At 71.5% G+C, this 21901-nt stretch carries 20 protein-coding genes; 11 read left to right on the plus strand and 9 right to left on the minus strand.

Features of this window, described 5'->3' with window-relative positions; genetic code table 11:
* Positions 1-6: 6 nt before the first annotated feature.
* Both ORG17_RS01675 and ORG17_RS01680 read right to left on the minus strand, forming a co-directional pair.
* On the minus strand, positions 7-222 hold the full coding sequence (locus ORG17_RS01675) for a hypothetical protein (RefSeq protein ID WP_027467135.1): 216 nt from the start codon (positions 220-222) through the stop codon (positions 7-9).
* A gap of 445 nt (positions 223-667) precedes the next feature.
* Entirely contained in the window at positions 668-3124 is a 2457-nt protein-coding gene (locus tag ORG17_RS01680; RefSeq protein ID WP_214526837.1) for a phosphoketolase family protein, read from the minus strand.
* A gap of 212 nt (positions 3125-3336) precedes the next feature.
* Between ORG17_RS01680 and ORG17_RS01685 the strand changes: the two genes are divergently transcribed.
* A complete protein-coding gene (locus tag ORG17_RS01685; RefSeq protein WP_071247112.1) occupies positions 3337-4017 on the plus strand; it encodes a hypothetical protein in 681 nt (226 codons plus the stop codon).
* 206 nt (positions 4018-4223) lie between these two features.
* Here ORG17_RS01685 and ORG17_RS01690 read toward each other — a convergent pair whose 3' ends face one another.
* Positions 4224-4826, minus strand: coding sequence for a DnaJ family domain-containing protein (locus ORG17_RS01690; protein WP_027464989.1), 603 nt, complete (start codon positions 4824-4826; stop codon positions 4224-4226).
* 46 nt (positions 4827-4872) lie between these two features.
* Positions 4873-6693, minus strand: coding sequence for a glycoside hydrolase family 15 protein (locus tag ORG17_RS01695; protein ID WP_214526836.1), 1821 nt, complete (start codon positions 6691-6693; stop codon positions 4873-4875).
* 524 nt (positions 6694-7217) lie between these two features.
* Between ORG17_RS01695 and ORG17_RS01700 the strand changes: the two genes are divergently transcribed.
* The 4 genes from ORG17_RS01700 to ORG17_RS01715 all read left to right on the plus strand — a co-directional run bounded on the left by ORG17_RS01700 (position 7218) and on the right by ORG17_RS01715 (position 11518).
* A complete protein-coding gene (locus ORG17_RS01700; protein ID WP_071404876.1) occupies positions 7218-8384 on the plus strand; it encodes an RtcB family protein in 1167 nt (388 codons plus the stop codon).
* 127 nt (positions 8385-8511) lie between these two features.
* Positions 8512-9345 (plus strand): DUF1206 domain-containing protein, encoded by an 834-nt coding sequence (locus ORG17_RS01705; RefSeq protein ID WP_214526835.1) that lies wholly within the window; start codon positions 8512-8514, stop codon positions 9343-9345.
* 156 nt (positions 9346-9501) lie between these two features.
* Complete coding sequence (locus ORG17_RS01710; protein WP_214526834.1) at positions 9502-10377, plus strand: SMP-30/gluconolactonase/LRE family protein; 876 nt, start codon at positions 9502-9504, stop codon at positions 10375-10377.
* A gap of 70 nt (positions 10378-10447) precedes the next feature.
* Positions 10448-11518, plus strand: coding sequence for an alpha/beta fold hydrolase (locus tag ORG17_RS01715; RefSeq protein WP_111094317.1), 1071 nt, complete (start codon positions 10448-10450; stop codon positions 11516-11518).
* Positions 11519-11654: 136 nt separating this feature from the next.
* Here ORG17_RS01715 and ORG17_RS01720 read toward each other — a convergent pair whose 3' ends face one another.
* From ORG17_RS01720 to ORG17_RS01740, 5 genes are all read right to left on the minus strand, one after another.
* Entirely contained in the window at positions 11655-12848 is a 1194-nt protein-coding gene (locus tag ORG17_RS01720) for an NAD(P)/FAD-dependent oxidoreductase (RefSeq protein WP_214526833.1), read from the minus strand.
* Positions 12849-12879: 31 nt separating this feature from the next.
* On the minus strand, positions 12880-13680 hold the full coding sequence (locus ORG17_RS01725) for an SDR family NAD(P)-dependent oxidoreductase (RefSeq protein ID WP_071246288.1): 801 nt from the start codon (positions 13678-13680) through the stop codon (positions 12880-12882).
* An 8-nt stretch (positions 13681-13688) separates the two neighbouring features.
* Positions 13689-14195: a Dps family protein gene (locus ORG17_RS01730; RefSeq protein WP_017886495.1), complete on the minus strand. Its 507-nt coding sequence runs from the start codon at positions 14193-14195 to the stop codon at positions 13689-13691.
* 113 nt (positions 14196-14308) lie between these two features.
* Positions 14309-14821, minus strand: coding sequence for a MarR family winged helix-turn-helix transcriptional regulator (locus tag ORG17_RS01735; RefSeq protein ID WP_027464983.1), 513 nt, complete (start codon positions 14819-14821; stop codon positions 14309-14311).
* A gap of 174 nt (positions 14822-14995) precedes the next feature.
* Positions 14996-15562: an NADPH-dependent FMN reductase gene (locus tag ORG17_RS01740; protein ID WP_214526832.1), complete on the minus strand. Its 567-nt coding sequence runs from the start codon at positions 15560-15562 to the stop codon at positions 14996-14998.
* 106 nt (positions 15563-15668) lie between these two features.
* On the opposite strand from ORG17_RS01740, the gene ORG17_RS01745 reads away from it, so the two are divergent.
* The 6 genes from ORG17_RS01745 to ORG17_RS01770 all read left to right on the plus strand — a co-directional run bounded on the left by ORG17_RS01745 (position 15669) and on the right by ORG17_RS01770 (position 21855).
* A complete protein-coding gene (locus ORG17_RS01745) occupies positions 15669-17315 on the plus strand; it encodes a glycoside hydrolase family 13 protein (protein ID WP_214526831.1) in 1647 nt (548 codons plus the stop codon).
* Between the two features lie 101 nt (positions 17316-17416).
* Entirely contained in the window at positions 17417-19390 is a 1974-nt protein-coding gene (locus tag ORG17_RS01750; RefSeq protein WP_214526830.1) for a lectin-like domain-containing protein, read from the plus strand.
* Positions 19391-19533: 143 nt separating this feature from the next.
* The gene (locus tag ORG17_RS01755; protein ID WP_051596596.1) at positions 19534-20193 is read left to right on the plus strand and encodes a DUF308 domain-containing protein; all 660 of its coding nucleotides are present in this window, start codon (positions 19534-19536) and stop codon (positions 20191-20193) included.
* The gene (locus tag ORG17_RS01760) at positions 20190-20453 is read left to right on the plus strand and encodes a hypothetical protein (RefSeq protein ID WP_027464979.1); all 264 of its coding nucleotides are present in this window, start codon (positions 20190-20192) and stop codon (positions 20451-20453) included. The genes ORG17_RS01755 and ORG17_RS01760 overlap by 4 nt, the downstream gene beginning before the upstream one ends.
* Positions 20454-20582: 129 nt before the next feature.
* Positions 20583-21122: an RNA polymerase sigma factor gene (locus ORG17_RS01765; protein ID WP_214526829.1), complete on the plus strand. Its 540-nt coding sequence runs from the start codon at positions 20583-20585 to the stop codon at positions 21120-21122.
* A complete protein-coding gene (locus ORG17_RS01770) occupies positions 21112-21855 on the plus strand; it encodes a superantigen-like protein SSL4 (RefSeq protein ID WP_214526828.1) in 744 nt (247 codons plus the stop codon). Before ORG17_RS01765 ends, ORG17_RS01770 begins: the two co-directional genes overlap by 11 nt.
* Positions 21856-21901: the final 46 nt, after the last annotated feature.

Genomic DNA, 21901 nt, shown 5'->3' on the forward strand with positions numbered 1-21901 from the left:
GTCGGTTCAGCTCTCACCGAAGGACGCCTCGTCCTTGAGCTTCCGCGCCCGGGCGCGCTCCTGGCGTTCGCGCCATTCGATGCGCATCTGCGCGAGTTCCGCTTCGGCGCCCTTCGCACGCATGAGTGGACCGTAGTGGGGGCTGGCGAGGAGCCGTGGTGTCGTCATCTCGCGGTTGTCGAGCAGCCGCTTGAAGGCCTCGTCGGTAAGCGTCGAGATCATCGACGTTCTCCTTCCTGCTGTTCGTGGGCTCCCGGTCGTGTCGCCTCGTACTCAGCGAGCGCCTGAGAGGTCCAGGTGTCGTCGTCGGTCGTCCAACTGCGGTCACCAGCGCAGCCGACATCACATCCGCAGCCGCGCGCTTTCCTTCGTCGTCCGAGGTCGCACGATCGGCGACCCACGACCAACGCTGCCACCACAGGTCGCGGTGCACCGAGAACTCTGCATTTCGCCGTCCGGCGCGCCCGTCGAGCACCGAGGCGACGAGCGCACCCAGCGCGACGGACGCGCTCGTGACCGACACGAGCGCACTGATCCAGCCGATGTCCATGCCGGAACCCTGACAGCACGGAACCGGCCACGCGGCGGGCGTGACCGGTCCTGTGGAGGGTGCTCCGGGCCTCCGGGCCTCCGGGCCTCCGGGCCTCCCGGCCTGTGGAGGAGTGCGTCAGTTGCCGGGTGCGGCCGCCTCGGTCTCGCCCGCACCGGGGTCACCGCCGGTCCCGCCGCTGGCCGGCTCGTCCTGGGGCCAGCCCGCGAACTCCCAGCCCGCGAGCGACGGGTGGTCCTCGCCCTTCGTGTACGCGAACGTCCGCGCAGCGTCCCGCGCTTCGGACAGCTTCGTGAGCAGGTCGGCGTGCGCCTCGGCGTCCACCCGCGTCAGGGCGTCGTGGGCCAGGGCGAATCGGTCCATCTCGTTGCGCATGAGCATGTCGAACGGCGAGGTCGTCGTGCCCTGCTCGAGGAACCCGTGCACGTGCAGGTCGTCGTGCCCGTTCCGGCGGTACGTCAGCTGGTGCACGAGGGTCGGGTACCCGTGGAACGCGAAGACTGTGGGCGTGCCGGGCAGGAAGAGCGCGTCGTACTGCTCGTCCGGGATCGGGTGCTCGTGCTTGCGCGGGTCACCGAGCGCCAGCAGGTCGACGACGTTGAGCACGCGGACCCCGACGCCGGGAGCGTGCTTCCGGATGATGTCGGTGGCGGCGATCGCCTCGACCGTGGGGACGTCACCGGCGCAGGCGAGCACGACGTCGACCTTCCCGACGGCCTGCTCGGTACCGGCGAAGTCCCACACGCCGAGTCCGGCCTGCGCGTGCGCGACCGCGTCGTCGAGGGACAGGAAGACCGGCTCCGGGTGCTTGCCGGCGACGATCACCTCGATGCGGTCCGTGGTCTCCATCGCGTGCGCGGCGACGGCGAGCAGCGTGTTGGCGTCGGCCGGCAGCTTGATCCGGACGAGGTCCTGCTGCTTCGACGCGACGACGTCGAGGAACCCGGGGTCCTGGTGGGAGAACCCGTTGTGGTCCTGTCGCCAGACGTGCGACGAGAGCAGGAGCGACAGGTTGGACACCGGCACCCGCCAGTCGATGTCGGTCGAGGACTCCAGCCACTTGGCGTACTGCCCGACCATCGAGTCGATGATGTGGGCGAACGCCTCGTAGGTGTTGAGCATCCCGTGCCGACCGGACAGCACGTAGCCCTCGAGCATCCCCTCGAGCAGGTGTTCGGACAGGACCTCGGTGACCCGGCCGCGTGCGGCGAGGTGCTCGTCGCCGGCGGCGCGCTGGGCCCGCCAGACGCGCGAGGTCACGTCGAACACGGCGTCGAGCTTGTTCGAGATCGTCTCGTCCGGGCCGAACAGCCGGAAGGTCGAGGCGTTCTTCTCGATGAGTGCGGCGAGCCAGGGGCCGAGCGTGCCCGTGGCGGACGCCGTGGAACCGACCTCGACCGCGTACGGCTCGAGCGGCGGCCGGTCGAGCGCGGTCCGTAGCCGACCGCCGTTGCCGTGCGGGGTGGCGCTCATCCGTACGTCGCCGGTCGGACGGATCGTGGTCATGATGCCGACCGGGTGGCCGTCCTCGTCGAAGAGCTCCTCGGGGCGGTACGAGCGCATCCACTCCTCGAGCTGGGCGCGGTGGCCGTCGTCCTCGCGCACCGCGGGCAGCGGCACCTGGTGCGCGCGGAAGGTCCCCTCGACCTGCTCGCCGTCGACCTCCTTCGGGCCGGTCCAGCCCTTCGGGGTGCGCAGGACGATCATCGGCCAGCGCGGACGCAGGTCGGCGGCACCGGCGGGCTGCCCCGCGGCGGCACGGGCGGCCTGGGCGCGTGCAGCGGCCTGGATGTCGTCGATGCCGGCGAGGGCGCGTCGCAGGGCACCGTCGAACAGGGCGTGCACCGCGTACGGGTCGTCGTCGACGCGGCGGGAGTCGACCACGATCGGGTCGTAGCCGAGCCCACGGAAGTACGCGGTGAGGTCCTCGTCGGGGATGCGGGCCAGGACGGTCGGGTTCGCGATCTTCCAGCCGTTGAGGTTGAGGATCGGCAGCACGGCACCGTCGGACACCGGGTCGAGGAACGTGTGCGCCTGCCACGACCCGGCGAGCGGACCGGTCTCGGCCTCACCGTCACCGACCACGCAGGCGACGACGAGGTCCGGGTTGTCGAGCGCCGCACCGTAGGCGTGCGACAGCGAGTAGCCGAGTTCACCGCCCTCGTTGATGGAGCCGGGGGTCTCCGGGGCGGCGTGCGAGGGGATGCCGCCCGGGAACGAGAACTGGCGGAAGAACCGCTGGAGGTCGACGTCCTGGTACAGCTCGTTCCACGTGCCGTCCAGCCAGGCGTTCGCGTTCATCGCCGGGCCGCCGTGCCCCGGGCCGCAGATGTACAGGAACTCGCGCCCGGTCTCCGTGATCAGCGCGTTGCAGTGTGCGTACACGAGGTTCAGTGCGGGAGAGGTGCCCCAGTGGCCGAGCAGCCGCGGCTTGACGTCATCCGGCTCGATCGGCCTGGTGAGCAACGGGTTGTCCAGCAGGTAGATCTGCCCGACCGTCAGGTAGTTGGCGGCGCGCCACCAGGCGTCGACCGCCCGGAGCCGGTCGGTGGTGGAGATGTGTGCTGGAGCCATGGGTACACGGTACGAAACCCCGGGTTGCGGCACCTCAGGAAACTCGTCCCAAACCGTTCGGGCGGGGGTGCCGAATCACTTGCACAGGGCAAACGCCCAGGGCGCTCTCCGGTCACAGTTGGCCGGGCTGCAGCTTGTACACAGCAAGCGTGCACACCACGTGCACATTCGGCCACCGGCCGGAGCGCCTCCAGAGCAAAGGACTGATCACGATGCGTAAGAGCCTCAAGACCTCCATCACCCTCGCCACGACCGGCGCCCTCGTCCTCGGCGGTGCCGCGTTCGGGATCTCCTCCGCCCAGGCCGCGACCCCGAACGTGCACACGGTGTCCTCGTCGTCGTCGAAGATCCCCGCACCCGTCGCCTCGGTCCCCGAGGTCCTCGGTGGCTCCACCGCCGTGAAGCTCGACTCCGGCTTCACCGACGCCCTCACCGCCCTGAAGCTCACCCCCGGCGTCTCGGGCGACGCGACCCTCGCTGACGGGTCGGTGTCGTTCCCGATCACCGCCGGGTCGGTCACCTACTGGTCCCCCGACGGCAACTACCGCCCGTACGTGCAGGGCCTGCTGAACCACGACGACTCGGGGCTGACCCTGAAGGCCGGCGACACCACCGTCACGCTGGAGAACTTCGTCGTGAACCCGGGCTCGTCCAAGCTCTACGGCGACGTCCTCGTCAACGGCAAGGTCGCCGCGGCCAACGCGTTCCTGTTCGAGCTGCACGGCGGCTCCCTCAAGCCCCTCCAGCTCGAGGGCGACAACGCCATCCTCACCGGCACCACCGTCCACATCTCCGAAGACGCCGCCGGCCTGCTGAACAAGACCTTCGGCACCGACGCCGTCAAGCGCGGCCTGCTCGTCGGCACCGCCACCATCACCGCACAGATCAAGTAACACCCCGCACCACCACAGTCGGCCCGGACCACGCAGCAGCGCGGTCCGGGCCGACTTGCGTTGCGTGCCGAGCGTCGTGCGTCGTGCGTCTCGGCGCACGACGTGCCGGCAGCCGCCGCCGTCGTCACGGGCTGGGCGACACCTCACGCGCTCATGTTCGCGAGAACTGTCGCTCAGCGCGAAATCTCGCCCCCGGACCGCACCCCTCAGCGCCGCCGCCACCACCGCCGCGGCTTCGCCTCGAGCCGCGCCTGCTCCGCTGCCCGCGCGGCCGAAGCCATGCGCACCTCGCGGCGCTCCCGCCAGGCGAGCACCTCGGCCTCGACGTCGCGCATCGGCGTCACCACCGGCGGCCCGCCGAGCAGCTGCCGCCGGGCCTCCTTCACCCGCGCGTTGAAGTCCACGAGGACGTCGCGCACGTCGGTCTCGAGCGACAGGGCGTCCAGGGCATCATCGAGTTCGGCGTCCTCGGTGCGGAGCGCCAGGGCCGGCGGCGCGATGCCCCGGATGTCCTCACGTTCGATCTTCGACTTGATCCACCAGTCCGGGTCGTGCTGCCCGTCGAGGCCCGGCAGCGGCTTGCCGTGGTACGGGTTGCCCTCGAAGACCCCGCGCCGCTCGGCCTCCGCGATCTGGGCCCTGGCGTGCGCGGCGACGTCGGCGGCCTTGAGCAGCCGACGTTCCTCGCGTTCCGAGCGCACCTCGTCGGGGTCGAGCGACCCCCGCTCGATCTCCTGGTCGACGAGCTGCTGGTAGCGGTAGCGGGCGGCCCTGCGGAGCCGGTCCATCCGTGCATCGACGTCGTTCATCGTCAGACCATGATGCCCCGCGCCCCCGAGGGGCCGTCCAGCCCGGTCAGGACTTCTCTGAGACTTCTTCGATGGTCAGCGCAGCCTGGATGAGCGCCAGGTGCGACAGCCCCTGCGGGATGTTGCCCATGAAGTCCCCGTCCACGGCGCTGAGCATCTCGCTGAACAGCCCGACGTCGTTCGCCTGCGCGACCATGTCGTCCATCAGCTGCTTCGCGTCGTCGACGCGTCCGACGCATGCGAGCGCGGCGGCGAGCCAGAACGAGCACGCCACGAAGGGGGACTCCTCGTCCTGGATGCCGGAGTACCGGTACACGAGCGGCCCGTGCTGCAGCTGCTCCTCGATGGCGCGGATCGTGGACTCCATGCGCGGTCCACGGTCGAACGCCGACATCGCATGCAGCAGGATCGAGCAGTCGAGCGCGTCGGTGCCCGGGTACATGACGTAGTGGCCGAGCTCTTCGTTCCACCCGTTCTCGGCGACCCAGTCCTCGATGAGCTCGCGGTTCTCGATCCACTTCTCGCGCGGGCCGTCGATCATCCCCGCGTCGTGCAGCTCGACCGCCGCGTCGAGCGCCTGCCAGCAGCCGATCTTGCTCGTCGTGTAGTGCTGCGCCTCCTGCAGCTCCCACATGCCCGAGTCCGGCTCCACCCAGCGGTGGCACGCGTCGTCGGCCAGGTCCTGCAGCACCGCGGCCGTCTTGCGGTCGAGCACGTTGCCGGCTCGGACGTACTGGCGCATGATCTCGAACACGTCGCCCCAGACCCCGAGCTGCAGCTGGTCACCGGCGCGGTTGCCGATCGTGACCGGTCCGATGCCGTTCCAGCCCGGGACGTCGCGCTCCTCGACGGTGTCGCTCTTCGACCCGTCGAGTCCGTAGAAGATCGGCATCGTCTCGTCGTGCTCGGCGATCGTGCGCATCACCCACGACACGGCGGCGTGCGTCTCCTCGCGCAGGCCGAAGCGGGTGAGTGCGTGCACCGTGTACGCCAGGTCGCGCACCCAGGCGAACCGGTAGTCCCAGTTCTTGCCGCCGGTGCGGTCCTCGGGCAGGCTCGTCGTCGGGGCCGCAGCGATGGCGCCGGTGGGGGCGAAGATCAGGAGCTTCAGGGCGAGGGCGCTGCGCTGGACGGCGTCCGACCAGGGGCCGTCGTAGCTGAACTCCTTCGACCAGGTCGACCAGTTCTCGATCGTGCGGTCGACCCCCTCGAGCGTGCGCTCCGGTTCGGGCAGGAAGATCGGCTCGTCGTACGTGCCGACGATGGTCAGGATCGACTTCGAGCCCTCGGCCGTCGTGAACCGCCCCGAGAACCGGGGACCGTCGTCGTGCACCGGTTCGAAGCCCTGCTCGACGATCGCGATGGTCACGCCGTCGACGCCGATCACCGTGCCGTTCGCGGTGTCGAGTCGGCGCGGTTCCGCGGTGTTCAGGATCGTGCCGGGCACGACCGCCCACTCCATCTCGACCGAACCGTCGACCCCCTGCACGCAGCGGCCGATCTCGGCCCAGGGCAGCCGTCCGGCCACTCCGGTGACCATGGCGTCGGTCACGGTGGCGGTGCCGGACGGGGTCGTCCAGGTCGTCACGAGCACGTTCGTCCCCGGCAGGTAGGCGCGGGACACCTGCGCCTGGTCGTCCACCGGCCGCAGGGCGACGTGTCCGCCGTGCTCGGCGTCGACGATGCTCGCGAACACGGGCGGTGAGTCCATCGACGGGATCGGCAGCCAGTCGATCCGGCCGTCGAGCGCGATGAGGGCGACCGTCCGCCCATCGCCGATCGCACCGTACGAACGGAGCGGGACGTACCCGTTCGTCCGTTCCTCGTTCTCGGTCGCGTCGGGGGTGTCTCGCGTGCGCTCGGTCATGCGTCCAGCCTGCCCCGGCCCCGGTGGCGACCATCAGGCGGACGTACCCCTCGTGGAGAACGCACGCCGGGCCTCCAGCCTGTGGAGAACCGCCGGCGAGCCGCCGGAGCACCGTCGGAGCACCGCCGGAGAACCGCCAGCGAACCGCCGGAGCACCCCGGAGCACAGCCGACACGCCCGCGTGACTTGCGCATCCCGGGCGTGTCGCACTAGCGTCGTCCTCCTGCCGATCGGCAGACCGCCCGCCCCGGGCACACCGGAAGGACCGCGCATGCGCGCCGTGCAGCACAACGAGGAACGCGTCGAGCTCCAGCTCGCCGCGGCCGCCGTGCTGCCCGAGCAGCAGTGGTCCCTCCGCTATCCCGCGTAGGCACGCGACGTCCCACGACGCCTCGTGCCCACCCGGCCCGGGGCGTTCGTCAGCACCGCTTCCTCCCGTCCGCCACGTCCGGCGACGACCAGGAGGCCCGGCGTACGACCGTCTCGGACCGTCACCTCGACCGTCACGAAAGCGAGACGACTCCATGAAGAAGATCAACGACCGATTGCTCAGCTGGGCCTCGATGCTCGAGGACAACACCGAGCAGCAGGCCCGCACGACCGCGCGCATGCCGTTCGTGTTCCCGCACCTGGCCCTCATGCCCGACGCACACCTCGGCCTCGGGGCCACCGTCGGGTCCGTCATCCCGACCCTCGGCGCGATCATGCCGGCGGCCGTCGGCGTGGACATCGGCTGCGGCATGATCGCGGTCCGCACGCAGTTCACCGCCACCGACCTGCCCGCCGACCTGCAGGGGCTGCGCGAGCAGATCGAGCGCGCGATCCCGCTGTCGGCCGGTGCGTCGAACCGGAAGATCGTGGCGACCGCCGCGCCCCGGATCGCCGAGCTCGAGGCGATGGCCGAGACCGCCGGGTTCGACCCGGACGGCGTGCACGGCGGGTGGCGGAACCAGCTCGGCACGCTCGGGTCCGGCAACCACTTCATCGAGGTCTCCCTCGACGAGCAGGACCGGGTCTGGCTCTTCCTGCACTCCGGGTCGCGAGGCGTCGGCAACAAGATCGCGCAGCGGCACATCAAGGTCGCCAAGAAGGCGATGGAGCGGTGGTGGATCCAGCTGGCGGACCCCGACCTGGCGTACCTGGTCGAGGGCACGCCGGAGTTCGACCGGTACATCGCCGAGCTCCGGTGGGCCCAGCACTTCGCGCTGCTCAACCGCGAGGAGATGATGGACCGCGTCGTCCGGCAGCTGTCCGAGGCCGTCGGCACGCCCGTCGACGAGCGCGAGCGGATCAACTGCCACCACAACTTCACGCAGCGTGAGACGCACTGGGGCAAGTCCGTGTGGGTGTCGCGCAAGGGTGCGATCCAGGCGAAGGCCGGTCAGCCCGGCCTGATCCCCGGGTCGATGGGCACCGCGTCGTACGTGGTCGAGGGACTCGGCAACAAGCCCTCGCTCGAGTCGTCCCCGCACGGTGCCGGCCGGCTGTTCTCGCGGAGCGCGGCTCGGCGGACCTTCACCCACGAGCAGCTGCGCGAGGCGATGGCCGGCATCGAGTACCGCGACACCGACGCGTTCCTCGACGAGATCCCGGCGGCGTACAAGCCGATCGACCAGGTCATGGCGGACGCCGAGGACCTCGTGTCGATCCGGCACACCCTGCGGCAGGTCGTCAACGTGAAGGGCGACTGAGACGCGCCCACCGACGGACGGGAGGCCCGTGGCGGCACCGCCACGGGCCTCCCGTCCGCCACGTGGCGGACCGCACGGCCCGGCGCGCCCCGGACAGGACGGCACGCGTCGGGCACGCTGGGGCGTGATGAGCGACACGGCGGAGCACGCAGCGAAGGAAACCGGACGACAGGTCCGGCGAGCGGCCGACAGCCGCTGGTTCGAGGTCACGGCGCGCGCCGGGTTCGTCGGCAGCGGCATCGTCCACCTGCTGATCGGGTACCTGGCGATCCTGCTCGGCATCGGCAACGCGTCCTCCGGCGGCGAGACGGACCAGTCCGGTGCGCTGCAGCAGATCGCCGCGGTCCCCGGCGGGGTGTTCCTGCTCTGGCTGATCGCCGTCGGCACGGCCGCACTCACCGTTCGCCTGATCGTCGAGGCGATCGTCGGCGGCCGTTCCGACACCACCCGGGGGTGGCTCGCCCGGCTGAAGGACGCCGCGAAGGCCGTGGTCTACGGCGTGATCGCGTACTCGGCGGCCTCGTACGCGCTCGGTGCCGGGTCGAGCTCGAGCAGCTCGTCGCAGAGTGCCGCGGCGAAGACCCTGGCGACGCCCGGAGGGGTGTTCGTGCTGCTCCTCGCCGGGGCGATCGCGGTCGCGGTCGGCATCGGCCTCGTAGTGATCGGCTGCCGCCGGTCGTTCCGCAAGCAGATCACGCGACCGTCGGGTCAGCTCGACCGTGTGGTCACCGTGCTCGGCGTCGTCGGGTACGTCGGCAAGGGGATCGCCGTGGTCATCGTGGGCGTGCTCATCGCCGTCGCGGGGCTGCAGAGCGACCCCGACCAGGCCACCGGCCTCGACGCCGCGTTCGACGCCGTGCGGAGCATGCCCGGTGGGGTGTTCGTCCTCGTCGCGATCGGCATCGGGTTCCTGGCCTTCGGCGTCTACAGCTTCTTCCGCGCGCGGTTCGCCCGCCTCTGACCCGCGGGTGCACGGACGACCGGACCGGCGCGGACCTTCGCGCTGCGCGACACCTCACGGGCCGAAGCGGGCGTGAAGTGTCGCTGAGCCCGTGAACTCGCAGCCGCGCCGCCACGCCTGAGCGAGCACGGACCGCCCCCGCGGTAGACGGGGTCGATGAGCACCAACGTCACGACAGGCCCCGCGACAGTCTTCGCGGACGCCCGAGCGGTCCTCGCCGAGAGCATCGTCTGGGACCCGTCCGCACAGCTGCTCCGGTGGGCCGACATCACCCTCGGCACCCTCAACACCGCCGAGGCCGACGGCACCGTGCGGTCGAGCGTGCCGTTGCCGCCCCCGCTGGCGAGCTTCCAGCCCCGGGCCTCCGGCGGGTTCGTCGCGGCCCTCGGCGACACCGTCGTGGTGACGGACGAGCAGGGTGGCGTCGAGCGCGAGATCGCCCGCGTCACCCACAGCACCTCGGGCAACCGGTTCAACGAGGGCAAGTGCGACCCGTTCGGCCGGTTCCTGGTCGGCAGCATGAACGTGACGACCGGCGAACCCGATGCGGCGCTCTACTCGATCGAGGCCGACGGCACGACCCGGGTGCTCCGCGGCGGCTTCGGCGTGACGAACGGCATGGAGTGGTCGGAGGACGGCAGCACGATGTACGTCACCGACACCAGTGCCTCGACGGTCTTCCGCGGGTCGTACGGCCCGGACGGCGAGCTCGGCGAACTCGAGCCGTTCATCGTCGGTCAGGCGCACGACGGCCTGGTCCGCGACGACGAGGGTTGCTTCTGGAGTGCGATCTACGGCGGATCCCGCGTCGAGCGCTACGGGCCCGACGGCTCGCACCTGGAGACGGTGGAGCTCCCCGTCGCCAACCCGACGTCGGTGGCGTTCGGCGGTCCGGACATGTCGACGCTTTTCGTCGGGACGGCCCGCGAGAACCTCACCGAGCAGGACCTGGAGCAGGCGCCGCGGTCCGGTGCGGTCTTCGCGGTGCCGACGACGGTGCACGGGTTCCCCGCGAACACCTTCAGCGGCTGAGCACGTCGTCGCCGCTCGCGCGGACGGCGGCCGGGTATCCTGGGCGACCGCCCGACCGGAGGAGACCCACGTGGACGACGAACGCCAGGCACCCCGGCCGGACCCGGCCGGCGAGCTCGCCCAGGCCGAGGACGCCGACGTCACGGTGCAGGTGGACCGGGTCGCGGTCGACGGCACGTACGTCCGGGTGAGCTCGATCGGTGAACCCGGCGAGCGGGCCTTCGTGCTGGTCGCGGGCCTGGGCATCGCGTCGACCTACTACGAGCGGCTCGCCCCGCACCTCAACGAGAACGGTCCGGTGCACGCGCTCGACCTGCCGGGGTTCGCCGGCGTCCCGCGGTTCCGTGGGAAGGTCTCGATCGAGCGCTACGCCGACGCGGTCGAGCGGGTCATCGACGACCTCGGGCTTCAGGACCCGGTCCTGGTCGGGCACTCGATGGGCACGCAGGTCGTCACCGAGGTCGCCGCCCGCCGTCCGGGGATCTCCGACCTCGTGCTCATCAGCCCGGTGGTCGACTCGTCGGCGCGCACGGTGCGGCAGTCGGCGTTCCGGTTCCTCCGGTCGACGCTGCACGAGCCCGCCGCGGTCCGCTGGCACGGCATCACGGCGTACGCGCTGTGCGGGTGGCACTGGTTCCGGAAGGTCCTGCCACGGATGATCGCGTTCCCGATCGAGGAGCGCGCCGCCCACGTGCAGGCCCGCACCCTGATCGTCCGCGGTGAGCACGACGCGATGGTGCCGCGGGACTGGGTCCGCCGGCTGGCGCGGGTGTTCCCGTACGCGGTCCTCCGTGAGGTCGTCGACGGCGCACACTCGGTCATGCACGCACAGGCCGACGCGGTCGCGCGGCTCGCGGTGGCGCACGTCGACCACCGGATCCCCGACCGGGGAGTGTCGTCGCTGCAGCGGGTGCGCGACGACTCGACGTCGTCGGACCTGGCGCGGCTCAGCCCGGGGGACGCCTGGTTGCTGGTCAAGTCGCGCTTCATCGAGCTGTTCGGGATGGCCCGGAACGACGACGAGACACTCGAGGCGGCCAAGTCCGCGCACGCCGTCGCGATGGCGGACGGCGACGACCTGCCGGTCGACCCGGCGGATCGCCGGGCGGTCGTCGACGAAGTCGCGCCGGAGTCGAAGTAGCCAGCACCGTCGCAGCAGCACACCGTCGCACCAGCGCGCGTCGCGATCTGCGGGCGACCGCCTGGAGGCCCGGTGCCGGTCCGATGGACCGGCACCGGGCCTCCAGGCCGTCGCGACCACAGCGACGGGCGAGCGGTCAGGGCGTGATGCGTCCCGGCAGCATGTCGGGCGTCAGCGCGTTCGCCTCGGCGAGGACCTTGCGTGCCTCGTCGGTCTTGTCCCACACGTTCCAGAGCAGCACGCCCCGGACCGTGTCGTCGTCGTCCAGGTAGTAGACGACGCCGGTCACGGTAAAGTCCTGCCAGTCCTCGACCGTGCGGAGCTTCGCGCTGACCTGCCCCACCGCCTCATACCCCATGTCGAAGACGTCGGAGTAGAACATCGGCGTGTGGTCGTAGGTCTCGTCGGCGTCGGCCAGGTTGCGGCCGGCCTGCCGACCCTGCTGCTGGGCGTTGTCGACGTGCTCCACCCGGCGGGTGCCGAGGATGCGGTCCGGGTACTCGGCGACGTCACCGGCGGCGAACACGGAGTCGTCGTCGGTGAGCAGTGTCGAGGTCACCACGATGCCGTCGCGGACGGTGAGTCCGGCGTCGGCGGCGAGCTGCGTCGCGGGCTCGATGCCGAGTCCGGCGACGACCGCGTCGGCCTCGACCACGGAGCCGTCGTCGAGCGTCAGCCGCACGCCGTCCGCCGTCTCGGTGCCCTCGGACACCCGGCGGCCGGTGCGGAGCTCCACACCGTGGTCGACGAAGCGCTGCTGGAACGCCCGTGCCAGGTCCTCGGGGAACATCCGTCCGCCGACGACCTCGTCCGGGTCGACCAGCGTGACGCGCGCACCGTTCTGCACGATGCCCGCCGTGATCTCCTGGCCGATGTACCCGCCGCCGACGACGGCGACGTGTGCTCCGGCATCCGCGAGTTCGCGCAGCCGGCGGTAGTCCGACGCGCTGCGGTAGTCGAGCACGCGTGCCGACGGGGACAGCCCCGGCAGCCCGCGTGGCTTCCCTCCGGTCGCGAGCAGGAGCCGCTCGTACCCGTGGGTCGCGCCGTCGGCCGTCGTGACGGTCTTCGCGGCACGGTCGATCGCCGTCACCGTGGTGCCCAGGACGAACTGCGCCCCGGTCTCCTCGGTGTGCAGGTCGACCTTGTCGTCCCAGCTGAAGTCCGGGTCGGTCCAGAGCTTCTTCGACAGCGCGGGCCGTGCGTAGGGCCGGTCGACGTCCTCGCTGAGGATCCCGATCGACCCGTCGGTGTCGAGCTCGCGGATGCCGCGGGCAGCGGCGTCGGCGACCATCCCGCCGCCGACGATGAGGTAGCGGAAGTCGGTCATGACGCCTCCTGGCGGTGCTGTGGCGCCACGATCAGATCGTGGCGACCGAGCCGGAGTCGACCCGGTAATTGGCGCCGTTCACGAAGCTGGCCAGGTCGGAGCACAGGAAGGCCACGACGTTCGCGACCTCTTCCGGCTCGCCGCGGCGCTTGAGCTCCATGTACGGCCGCTCTTCTTCGAGGAAGCTGCCGATGGCCTCGTCGAACGAGGTCCCGCGCTGCTTGGCCCGCTTGTCCATCATCGCGTCGGTCATCGGCGTGTGGATGAACGCGGGGGAGACCGTGTTCACCAGCAGGCCCTCGGAGGCGTAGGAGCGCGACAGGCCCTTCGCGAACGAGAGCACACCGGCCTTGGCGGCGCAGTAGGGCAGTTCGTCGTCGTACGGCTGCGAGGCGTCCTCGGACACCAGGTAGACGATGCGTCCCCAGCCGCCCTGGCGCAGGTCGCCGATGAACTCGCGGGTGATCCGCACCGGCCCCATCAGGTCGATGTCGATCGTCTCCGCCCATCCGGCCTCGTCGATCTCGTGGAACATGCCCTGGGCGCCGGTGACGCCCGAGGACTGCACCAGGATGTCGATCTCGCCGACGGCCTCGCGCACCTTGTCGTGCAGGGCGGCGAGGCTCTCGGCGCTCCGGACGTCGGCGGCGAAGGCGTGGAGCTTGCCGAGCGGTGCCTCGAGCTGGTCCGCACTGGTGTCCAGACGGCTCTGGTCGATGTCGGTGACGACCACGGTCGCACCCTCTGCCAGGAGGATGCGCGCCGTGTTCCAGCCGATGCCGGAGTCGCCGCCGAAGACGAGTGCGGTCTTGCCCTGGATACCGAGGTCCACCCGGGCCCCTACGCGTGCGCCGACGCGTCGGCGACGGCGGGCGTGGTGGCGGAGGCCAGCGGGGTGCTGGGCGCGCGGTTCTCGGCGGAGACCATCCACGCGAGCTGCTCGAGGCGCTCGATGAAGCCGTGGAGCAGGTCCGCGGTCGTCGGGTCTTCCTCGTCGACCTCGTCGTGGACGTCGCGCATGGTGCCGGTCGCCTGGTACAGCCGGAGCGTGACCTGGTCGATGGCGTCGTGCGTGGTGATCTCGCCCGAGGGGAACGCGTCGAGGTGGCTGCCCGCGGAGACGGTCGCCGAGCGGCCGTCCGGCACGAGGTACAGCGCGCGCATGCGCTCGGCGGTGTCGTCGGCGAACTCACGAGCCGCGTCGACGATCTCGTCGAGCTGCAGGTGGAGGTCGCGGAAGTTGGTGCCGAGGATGTTCCAGTGGGCCTGCTTGCCCTGCAGGTGCAGGTCGATGAGGTCCACGAGGACCGCCTGGAGGTTCTTGGCCATCTTGTCCGAAGCGTGCATGGTTGTGGCTCCTTTCGCGTCGGTGTGACCGTTCCGGTCTACGCGGTGCCCCAGTGCACGCTCTCAGTGCGCTCGGAGGCAGCGTCCCCCGGGGGCGTCCGGCGCGGTGCCGCTCAGTGCGACGGCGCGGGGTCGACCTGGTCGACGGCCTCGCGCATCTGCTCCAGGAAGCCGGCGACGATCCGGGCCTCGGACGCGGGGAGTCCCTCGGCGATCGACATCATCCGGCGGTGCATCACGCCGAGCGTGGCGCGGACCTCGTCGTCGGTCTCGGTCGTCGGCGTGATGACGAGCGCCCGTCGGTCGGTGGGGTGCGGGTCTCGGCGCACGTGGTTCGACTTGACCAGGCGGTCGATGAGGATCGTCGTCGAGGCCGACGAGATCTTGAGGTACGCGGCGAGGTCCTTCGGGCTCACGGCGGTGCCGGAGCGCTGCGCCTGCAGCAGGAAGCGCACGGCGAGCAGGTCGGTCTCGCCCATGCCCATCGAGTCGCGGGTCCGGCGGCGCATGGCCGTCTCGGCGGATCGGTACCGGCGCAGGGCGTTGAGCACCGCGACCCCGCGTTGGGTCGCGTCGTCGTCCGGGAACCAGTACCCGGACGCCTCGGTGATCTCCTGCGTCGACATGGCGTTCAGGGTAACCCGTCTCGTATCTCGGTCGTCGAGCGGACTCCCGGGTTCCGCCACGACCGGTGCGTCCGCCACGTCCGATGCGTTCGCAACGACCGTTGCGTCCGCACCGGACGGACAGGAGGCCCGTGGCGGGGTCGCCACGGGCCTGGTGTCCGATGGTTCGTCGCGTTACGCGGCTGCCGGCTCGTCCGTGCCGGCTGCGGCCTCGGCGAGCGCGGTGAGCGCGCCCTGCACGAGCGTCGTGACCTCGGCGTCCTCACGCGGGTGGGTCTCCGCGAAGCGGACGACCGACTGCGGGATGGCGACCTTGACGTCCTCCAGGACCTTCGCACCGGCGATGCCGGCGGCCTTGCGGGCGTCGTCGTGCGCCCAGACGCCGCCGTACTGGCCGAACGCCGAGCCGATCACGGCGAGGGGCTTGCCGGACAGCGGCGAGGCGCCGAACGGACGCGAACCCCAGTCGAGCGCGTTCTTCAGGACGGCGGGGATGGTGCCGTTGTACTCGGGGGTGATCAGCAGGACGGCATCCGCGGTGGCGACGGCGTCGCGGAAGGCGACGGCAGCGGCGGGCGGGGTGTCGCCGTCGATGTCCTCGTTGTAGAACGGCAGGTCGACGATGCCGTCGAAGGTGTGCAGCTCGATGCCCTCCGGCGCGTGGTGCGCGGCGGCCTCGGCGAGCTTGCGGTTGATGGAGTCGGCGCGCAGGCTGCCGACGAGGACGAGGACGTTCGTCATGGAGCTCCTTCTGCTGCGGGATGCTGTTGCTGGACGGAAAGGTGTCAGCGACAACCAATGCGATCGTACGGGGCGCTATTCCCAGCCCCCTGGGTACGGTGGCGACGTGACCACGCTTCGGACCCCGGCCAGCACGCCACGAACCACCGACCCGACCTGGTGGCGCGATGCCGTCGTCTACCAGGTCTACCCACGCAGCTTCGCCGACACCGACGGCGACGGGCTCGGTGACGTCGCGGGCATCACGAGCCGGGTGCCGTACCTGGCGTCGCTCGGTGTCGACGCGCTGTGGCTCTCCCCGTTCTTCCCGTCGCCGCTCGCCGACGGGGGGTACGACGTCGCCGACTACCGTGCCGTCGACCCGAAGCTCGGGTCCCTCGACGACCTCGACGCCCTGGTCCGGGCCGCCCACGAGCACGACCTCAAGGTCATCGTCGACATCGTGCCGAACCACACCTCGGACCAGCACGAGTGGTTCCGGGCCGCACTGGCGTCCTCGCCGGGGTCGGCCGAGCGGGCGCGGTACGTGTTCCGCGAGGGGTCCGGCGACTCCGGGGAACTGCCGCCGAGCGACTGGGTGTCGAACTTCGGCGGCAGCGCGTGGACCCGGGTTCCGGACGGGCAGTGGTACCTGCACCTGTTCGCCCCCGAACAGCCGGACCTGGACTGGTCGAACCCCGAGGTCCGCGCCGACTTCGAGGACACGCTGCGCTTCTGGTCCGACCGCGGTGTCGACGGGTTCCGCGTGGACGTCGCGCACGGTCTGGCGAAGGACCTGTCGACCCCGTACCGGCCGTCGAACGAGCAGGACCTGCCGCTCGACGGCTCCGACCCGCTGTACGACCGCGACGAGGTGCACGAGATCTTCGCCACCTGGCGCCGGGTGCTCGACGAGTACGACCCGCCCCGTGCCGCGGTCGCCGAGGCCTGGGCCCCGGCACCCCGCCGCGTCCTGTACGCCCGGCCGACGGAGCTCGGGCAGGCCTTCAACTTCGACCTGCTCGAGGCTCCGTTCGAGCCCGATGTGTTCCGTCGGATCATCGAGCGGAACCTGGCCGCCTCGGAGCAGTCCGGTGCCTCGAGCACCTGGGTGCTCTCGAACCACGACGTCGTGCGGCACCCCACCCGGTACGGCCTGCCGGACGGCACCGACACCGACGCCTGGCTCATGACGGACGGCACGACGCCGGAGCTCGACCGTGCACGGGGGCTCCGTCGGGCACGCGCGGCGACGCTGCTGATGCTGGCGCTGCCGGGGTCGTCGTACGTCTACCAGGGCGAGGAGCTCGGGCTGCACGAGGCCGCCGCGATCCCGCGCGACCTGCTGCAGGACCCGAAGTGGCTCCGCACCGGGCACACCGTGAAGGGCCGGGACGGCTGCCGCGTGCCGATCCCGTGGACGCGCTCCGGGCCGTCGTTCGGCTTCGGGGACGTCGCACCCCACCTGCCGCAGCCGCAGGACTTCGGGGAGTCCTCGGTCGAGGCCGAGGACGGCGATCCCGGGTCGACCCTGTCGCTGTACCGCCGGGCGCTGGCCGCACGACGTCGGCTGCAGCAGGGGGAGGCGCTGACGTGGCTGGAGTCCGGCTCCGAGGTCGTGGCGTTCGCCCGGCACGACGGCTGGCGGTCGTTCACGAACTTCGGCACGCAGCCGGTGCCGTTGCCCGCCGGCACCGTGGTCGTCGCGTCGGGACCGCTCGACGAGGTCTCGCCCGGTGTGCTGCCCGGCGAGACGACGGTGTGGTTGGCCTGAGCGGACAGGTTCTTCCTCCACAGCCCGGAGGCCCGTGGTGGCGTTCCACAGATCGTCTCGCCGCCGCCCGGGGGTGACCTCCCGATCGCGAGCATCGGGGCATGACAGATCCCACTGCTCCAGCATCCGGTCCACGACCACTCCGGCCGCGGGTCGTCCGCCGCCTCGCTGCGGTCGGCGCCGCGCTGACCGCGCTCGGCGTGCTCGCGGCGCCCGCCGTGCTCCCGTCCGGGTCGAGCGCCGCTGCGCTCGACTTCCCCTACGTCAACGAGTTCTCCAGTGCGTCCGGCGGCACCCTGCAGGGTGACGCCGCGGTGTCCGACGGTCGCCTGCGACTCACCGACGACGTCCGGAACCAGGCCGGGGCCTGGTCGACGAACGACACGTTCCCCTCCGACACCGGGCTCGAGATCGAGTTCACCTACGCCATGTACACCGCGAAGGACGACCCCGGGGCCGACGGCCTGCTGCTGTACCTGGCCGACGGGGCCGCACCACAGGGTGTCGGCTCGTACGGCGCCGGCCTCGGGTACGCCTGCCGCAGCACCGTGACCGAGGGCGGTGGACGCCCGTGCGACCTGCCCGGGGTCCCCGGTGGGTTCGCCGCCGTCGCGATCGACCACTACGGCAACTTCTCGTCGCGCATCAACGACTCCGGTCCCGGTGCCCAGGCCGACCACGTCGTCGTCCGCGGCTCGGGCGACGGGACCGAGGGCTACCGGTACGTCGCCGGCGTCGCGGCCCCCGGCGGCACGGTGACCGACGGAGCCACACCGCGGAAGGTCCGCGTCACCCTGCTGCCCGAGGCCGACGGCGGCCTCGCCGTGACGGTCCGGATCCAGGCCGGCGAGGCCCTGCGGACGGTACTGGACTCGGTGCCGCTGCACGGCGACGGACAGGCCCCGCTGCCGAGCACGCTCCGCCTCGGGTTCGCCGCGGCCACCGGCAGCCACGTCGACAAGCACGAGGTCGACGCGCTGCAGGTGTGGAAGCCGGCGGACCTGTCGGTCGAGCACGACCTGCCCGCGACCGTCACGGCCGGCGACCCCGTCCGCTACGACGTCACGGCTCGGAACCCCGGCCCGAACGCCGCCGATCCGAGCCCGTTGCACGTCGACGTGCCGGACGGCATCGAGGACGTCACCTGGACGTGCACCGCGGCAGCGGGCTCCGCCTGCGCGACCGCGACGGGGAGCGGTGACGTGGCGACCGACCTGTCCCTGCCCCGCGACGGTTCGGCCGTGGTGACCATCGAGGGGCGGGTCGCCACGGGCACCGAGGGGAGCCTGGAGAGCGTCGCGACGATCGCCACGCCTGCGTCGTTGTCTGACACGAACGAGACGGACAACGTCTCGCGGGCGAGCACGACCGCGACGGCACCGGCGGCCGTCGCGCACGTGGAGACGGACAAGTCGGTGTCACCGTCGACCGTCGCACCCGGAGACGAGGTCGAGTACCTCGTGACCGCACGGAACCGGGGTCCGGCGGTCGCGGAGCACGTCGGGGCCGTCGACGAGCTGCCCGAGGCCATGCGCTTCGCCGGTTCGGACGACGGGTGCACCGCCGAGGGGCAGCGCGTGACGTGCCGATCCGACGCCTCGCTCGACGTGGGGGAGACCCGGGCCTTCCGGATCCGCGCCGTGCTCGATCCGGGCTACCGGGGGGACGGATCCGACGTGGTGAACGTGGCGACCGCGACCTCGCCGACCGACCCGGACGGGGGCGACCCGTCCACCGGTGTGGCTATCGTCGTCGACCCGGACGAGGACGGACCGGCGCCGAGCCCTGCGCCGACGACTGGTCCGGCACCGGACGACGGGGACGGATCCGGTGGCGGCGGCCCCGGCGACGGCGACGGCCCCGGGGCGGGTGCTGACGACGGGCGTGCGGGTGCTCCGGCAGCTGACCACGGCGCCGCCGCGCCCGTGGGAGCCCTCGCCTACACCGGTGCCGAAGGGGTCGGCCTCGCCGCCGCGCTCGCCGCCCTGGCCGCCGCCGTCGGGTCCGTGTGCTGGTGGCTCGCCCGACGTCGTGCCCGCCGGAACGCGCCGACCGACGACCCGCAGCAGCCCTGAACGCCGCCGGGACGGCACCGGACGCGGTGCCGTCCCGGCGCGCGGGTGTGCACGTCCACAGGGGGTGGAGACGCCCCCGGTCGGGCGTTCACCCCACCGGCGGTAGGATCGGATCCACGATCCGCATGCCCGAAAGAGGTCTCGTGTCCGACACCGTGGACGACGCCACCACCGTGGAAGACGCGACCCAGCGCGCGCGGTACTGGCCGATCCCGATCCTCCGGGCGGTCCCCGCAGCGGTCGTCGCGATGGTCATCACCTTCTCGACCAACCACGCCGCGGGCTACGGTCTCGTGCTGTTCGGCGGCTTCGCCCTGGTCGAGGGCCTCGTGCTCCTGTTCGCCGGGATCTCCCGACTGCCCCTCGACGGCCGTTCGCGTCGCACGACCCTGCTGCAGGCCGTCATCACCCTGCTCGCCGCGGTCGCCGCGTTCGCGTGCAACGGGTTCGGGCTGCCGGCCTTCATCACGGTCATCGTCGCGTTCGCGGTGCTGACCGGGGCCCTCGAGCTGTCGCAGGGGCTCCGTGCCCGGCGTCGCTCACCCTTCGCTCGCGACTGGACCACGATCGGCGGCCTCACGCTGCTGCTCGCGGTCGCCTTCCTCGTCACGCCGCCCGACTACTCCCAGCAGCTCGGTGGCGTGGAGCAGGTCACCGGCACCCTCGACGCCTCGATCGTGCTCGTCGGCCTGCTCGGCGCGTACCTCGCCATCACGGCCGTCTTCCACGTGATCGCCGGCCTCTCGCACAAGTGGGGCACGGCCACGCCGGCCGTCGCCCCGGACGGAGCACCACACGCATGACCACCCCCAGCCGTCGTGACCGTCTGCGCCCGGTCGAGCTCCTCGGGATCTCCGCGATCGTCGCGGTGTTCACCGGGCTCGTCGTGCTGTTCTCGACGCGGGAACTGCAGTTGGCCGTGATCTTCCTCGGCGTCGCGTTCATCGTGGTCGTCGTCGTGCTCGCGATGCTGCAGCTCGCCTCGTCGAGCGAGCAGGACGACAACGACATGCTCGGCGGGCACAAGACGCCGGGCGAGGGCGACGGCGACGACTTCCACTGAAGGCTGACGGCTGACCCAGCGGCGACCGCGTCCTGACGCCGGACACGCCCGAGGTCACGAATCAGGAACGGTCCTGTCAGGATCGCGGGTCCTGCCGACACCTCTGGGTGAAGGAGGTGGGATGTGGACGTGACGACCGGCACCGACACGGACGAAGGACTCGTCCGTGCGATGGCACAGGGGGACACCGGAGCGTTCGCACGAGCGTTCGACCGGTACGCCGCCACCCTCACCCGCTACGCCTGGGCACTCGTGGACAACCGCTCCGACGTCGAGGAGATCGTGCAGGACGCGTTCCTCACGCTCTGGCAGCGGGCGGCGACCCTCGAGCTGCCGGCGGACACCGTGCTGCCGTGGCTGCTCGTCGTCTGCCGCAACCACGCCTTCAACACCGGCCGCAAGCAGGCCCGTCGTCGCGCGGACGAACTCCCGGAGCACCTCGCCTCGCCCGCCGACCAGGACGAGGCACGCGAGACCCTGCGCTGGGTCCGTGCCGAGATCGCCGCGCTCCCCGACCTCGACCGCCGCATCTGCGAGCTCTGCCTCCTCGAGGGGTACTCCTACGCCGAAGCCGCGGAGCTCCTCGGGCTCACGGTCGGCGCGGTCACCCCGCGGGTCTCCCGCAACCGACGTCGACTCAAGAAGGCGGTGATGCACGATGAACACTGAACCTCCCCAGGGAGACGAGCTGCAGCGCATGCTCGTCTCGATGAAGCAGAACGTCCTCGAACGCGCCACGCCCCGCCCGAAGCGACGTCGTGGTCGCTCGGGCATCGTGGTCGGCGTCGTCGCCCTGCTGGCACTCGGCACCGCGACCGGTGCCGTCGCGCTGACCCTGTCGCAGCAGAACGCCGACCCGGTCGCCGCTCCCACCCAGACCCAGCATCCCGAGCCGTCGCCGTCCGCGACGACGCCGAGCTCCGCGCCGATCACGGGCGCCCCGATCCCGAAGCCCACCCCGACCCCGCGCAACACCGTCGCCACGATCCCCACGAGCTGCCGCTCGATCGTGCCCGCGTCGGAGTACTCGCGGTTGTTCGGAGATGCGTCCGTGACCGAGAAGGACACCCAAGACCCCGACACCGTGGACGTCGTCTCGGCGTCGATCAGCTGCGTGTGGCAGAAGCCGGATGCGGACAGCTCGTTCCTGTCCGTCTCGATCCACACCGCGAGCGCCGAGCACGTCCAGTACCAGATCGACTCGTTCGGCGACGAGGCTGGCGGCACCTGCACGGAGCGACCGGACGGCACGCTGTGCCAGCTCGGAGCGACCCTCGACGACGGCGCCGCCAAGGCGTACACCCTGTACGTCCGCGGCGACAGCTACGTCGTCGTCGACCAAATCGGCTTCCCGACGAACGGTTTGCTGAACGCCGTCATCGGGGAGATCTGGGGGGACTGACGGCCCGGAGGCACGGGGCGGACCCGACCCGTGCCTCCAGTCCGTC

Source organism: Curtobacterium flaccumfaciens pv. betae, from assembly GCF_026241855.1.
Lineage (GTDB): Bacteria > Actinomycetota > Actinomycetes > Actinomycetales > Microbacteriaceae > Curtobacterium > Curtobacterium flaccumfaciens.

What these genes read in the sequence shown, in the direction of transcription:
- ORG17_RS01675 (WP_027467135.1), bottom strand. Translation starts at nt 222, where the DNA reads ATGATCTCGACGCTTACCGACGAGGCCTTCAAGCGGCTGCTCGACAAC.
- ORG17_RS01680 (WP_214526837.1), bottom strand. Translation starts at nt 3,124, where the DNA reads ATGGCTCCAGCACACATCTCCACCACCGACCGGCTCCGGGCGGTCGAC.
- ORG17_RS01685 (WP_071247112.1), top strand. Translation starts at nt 3,337, where the DNA reads ATGCGTAAGAGCCTCAAGACCTCCATCACCCTCGCCACGACCGGCGCC.
- ORG17_RS01690 (WP_027464989.1), bottom strand. Translation starts at nt 4,826, where the DNA reads ATGAACGACGTCGATGCACGGATGGACCGGCTCCGCAGGGCCGCCCGC.
- ORG17_RS01695 (WP_214526836.1), bottom strand. Translation starts at nt 6,693, where the DNA reads ATGACCGAGCGCACGCGAGACACCCCCGACGCGACCGAGAACGAGGAA.
- ORG17_RS01700 (WP_071404876.1), top strand. Translation starts at nt 7,218, where the DNA reads ATGAAGAAGATCAACGACCGATTGCTCAGCTGGGCCTCGATGCTCGAG.
- ORG17_RS01705 (WP_214526835.1), top strand. Translation starts at nt 8,512, where the DNA reads ATGAGCGACACGGCGGAGCACGCAGCGAAGGAAACCGGACGACAGGTC.
- ORG17_RS01710 (WP_214526834.1), top strand. Translation starts at nt 9,502, where the DNA reads ATGAGCACCAACGTCACGACAGGCCCCGCGACAGTCTTCGCGGACGCC.
- ORG17_RS01720 (WP_214526833.1), bottom strand. Translation starts at nt 12,848, where the DNA reads ATGACCGACTTCCGCTACCTCATCGTCGGCGGCGGGATGGTCGCCGAC.
- ORG17_RS01730 (WP_017886495.1), bottom strand. Translation starts at nt 14,195, where the DNA reads ATGCACGCTTCGGACAAGATGGCCAAGAACCTCCAGGCGGTCCTCGTG.
- ORG17_RS01735 (WP_027464983.1), bottom strand. Translation starts at nt 14,821, where the DNA reads ATGTCGACGCAGGAGATCACCGAGGCGTCCGGGTACTGGTTCCCGGAC.
- ORG17_RS01740 (WP_214526832.1), bottom strand. Translation starts at nt 15,562, where the DNA reads ATGACGAACGTCCTCGTCCTCGTCGGCAGCCTGCGCGCCGACTCCATC.
- ORG17_RS01750 (WP_214526830.1), top strand. Translation starts at nt 17,417, where the DNA reads ATGACAGATCCCACTGCTCCAGCATCCGGTCCACGACCACTCCGGCCG.
- ORG17_RS01760 (WP_027464979.1), top strand. Translation starts at nt 20,190, where the DNA reads ATGACCACCCCCAGCCGTCGTGACCGTCTGCGCCCGGTCGAGCTCCTC.
- ORG17_RS01770 (WP_214526828.1), top strand. Translation starts at nt 21,112, where the DNA reads ATGAACACTGAACCTCCCCAGGGAGACGAGCTGCAGCGCATGCTCGTC.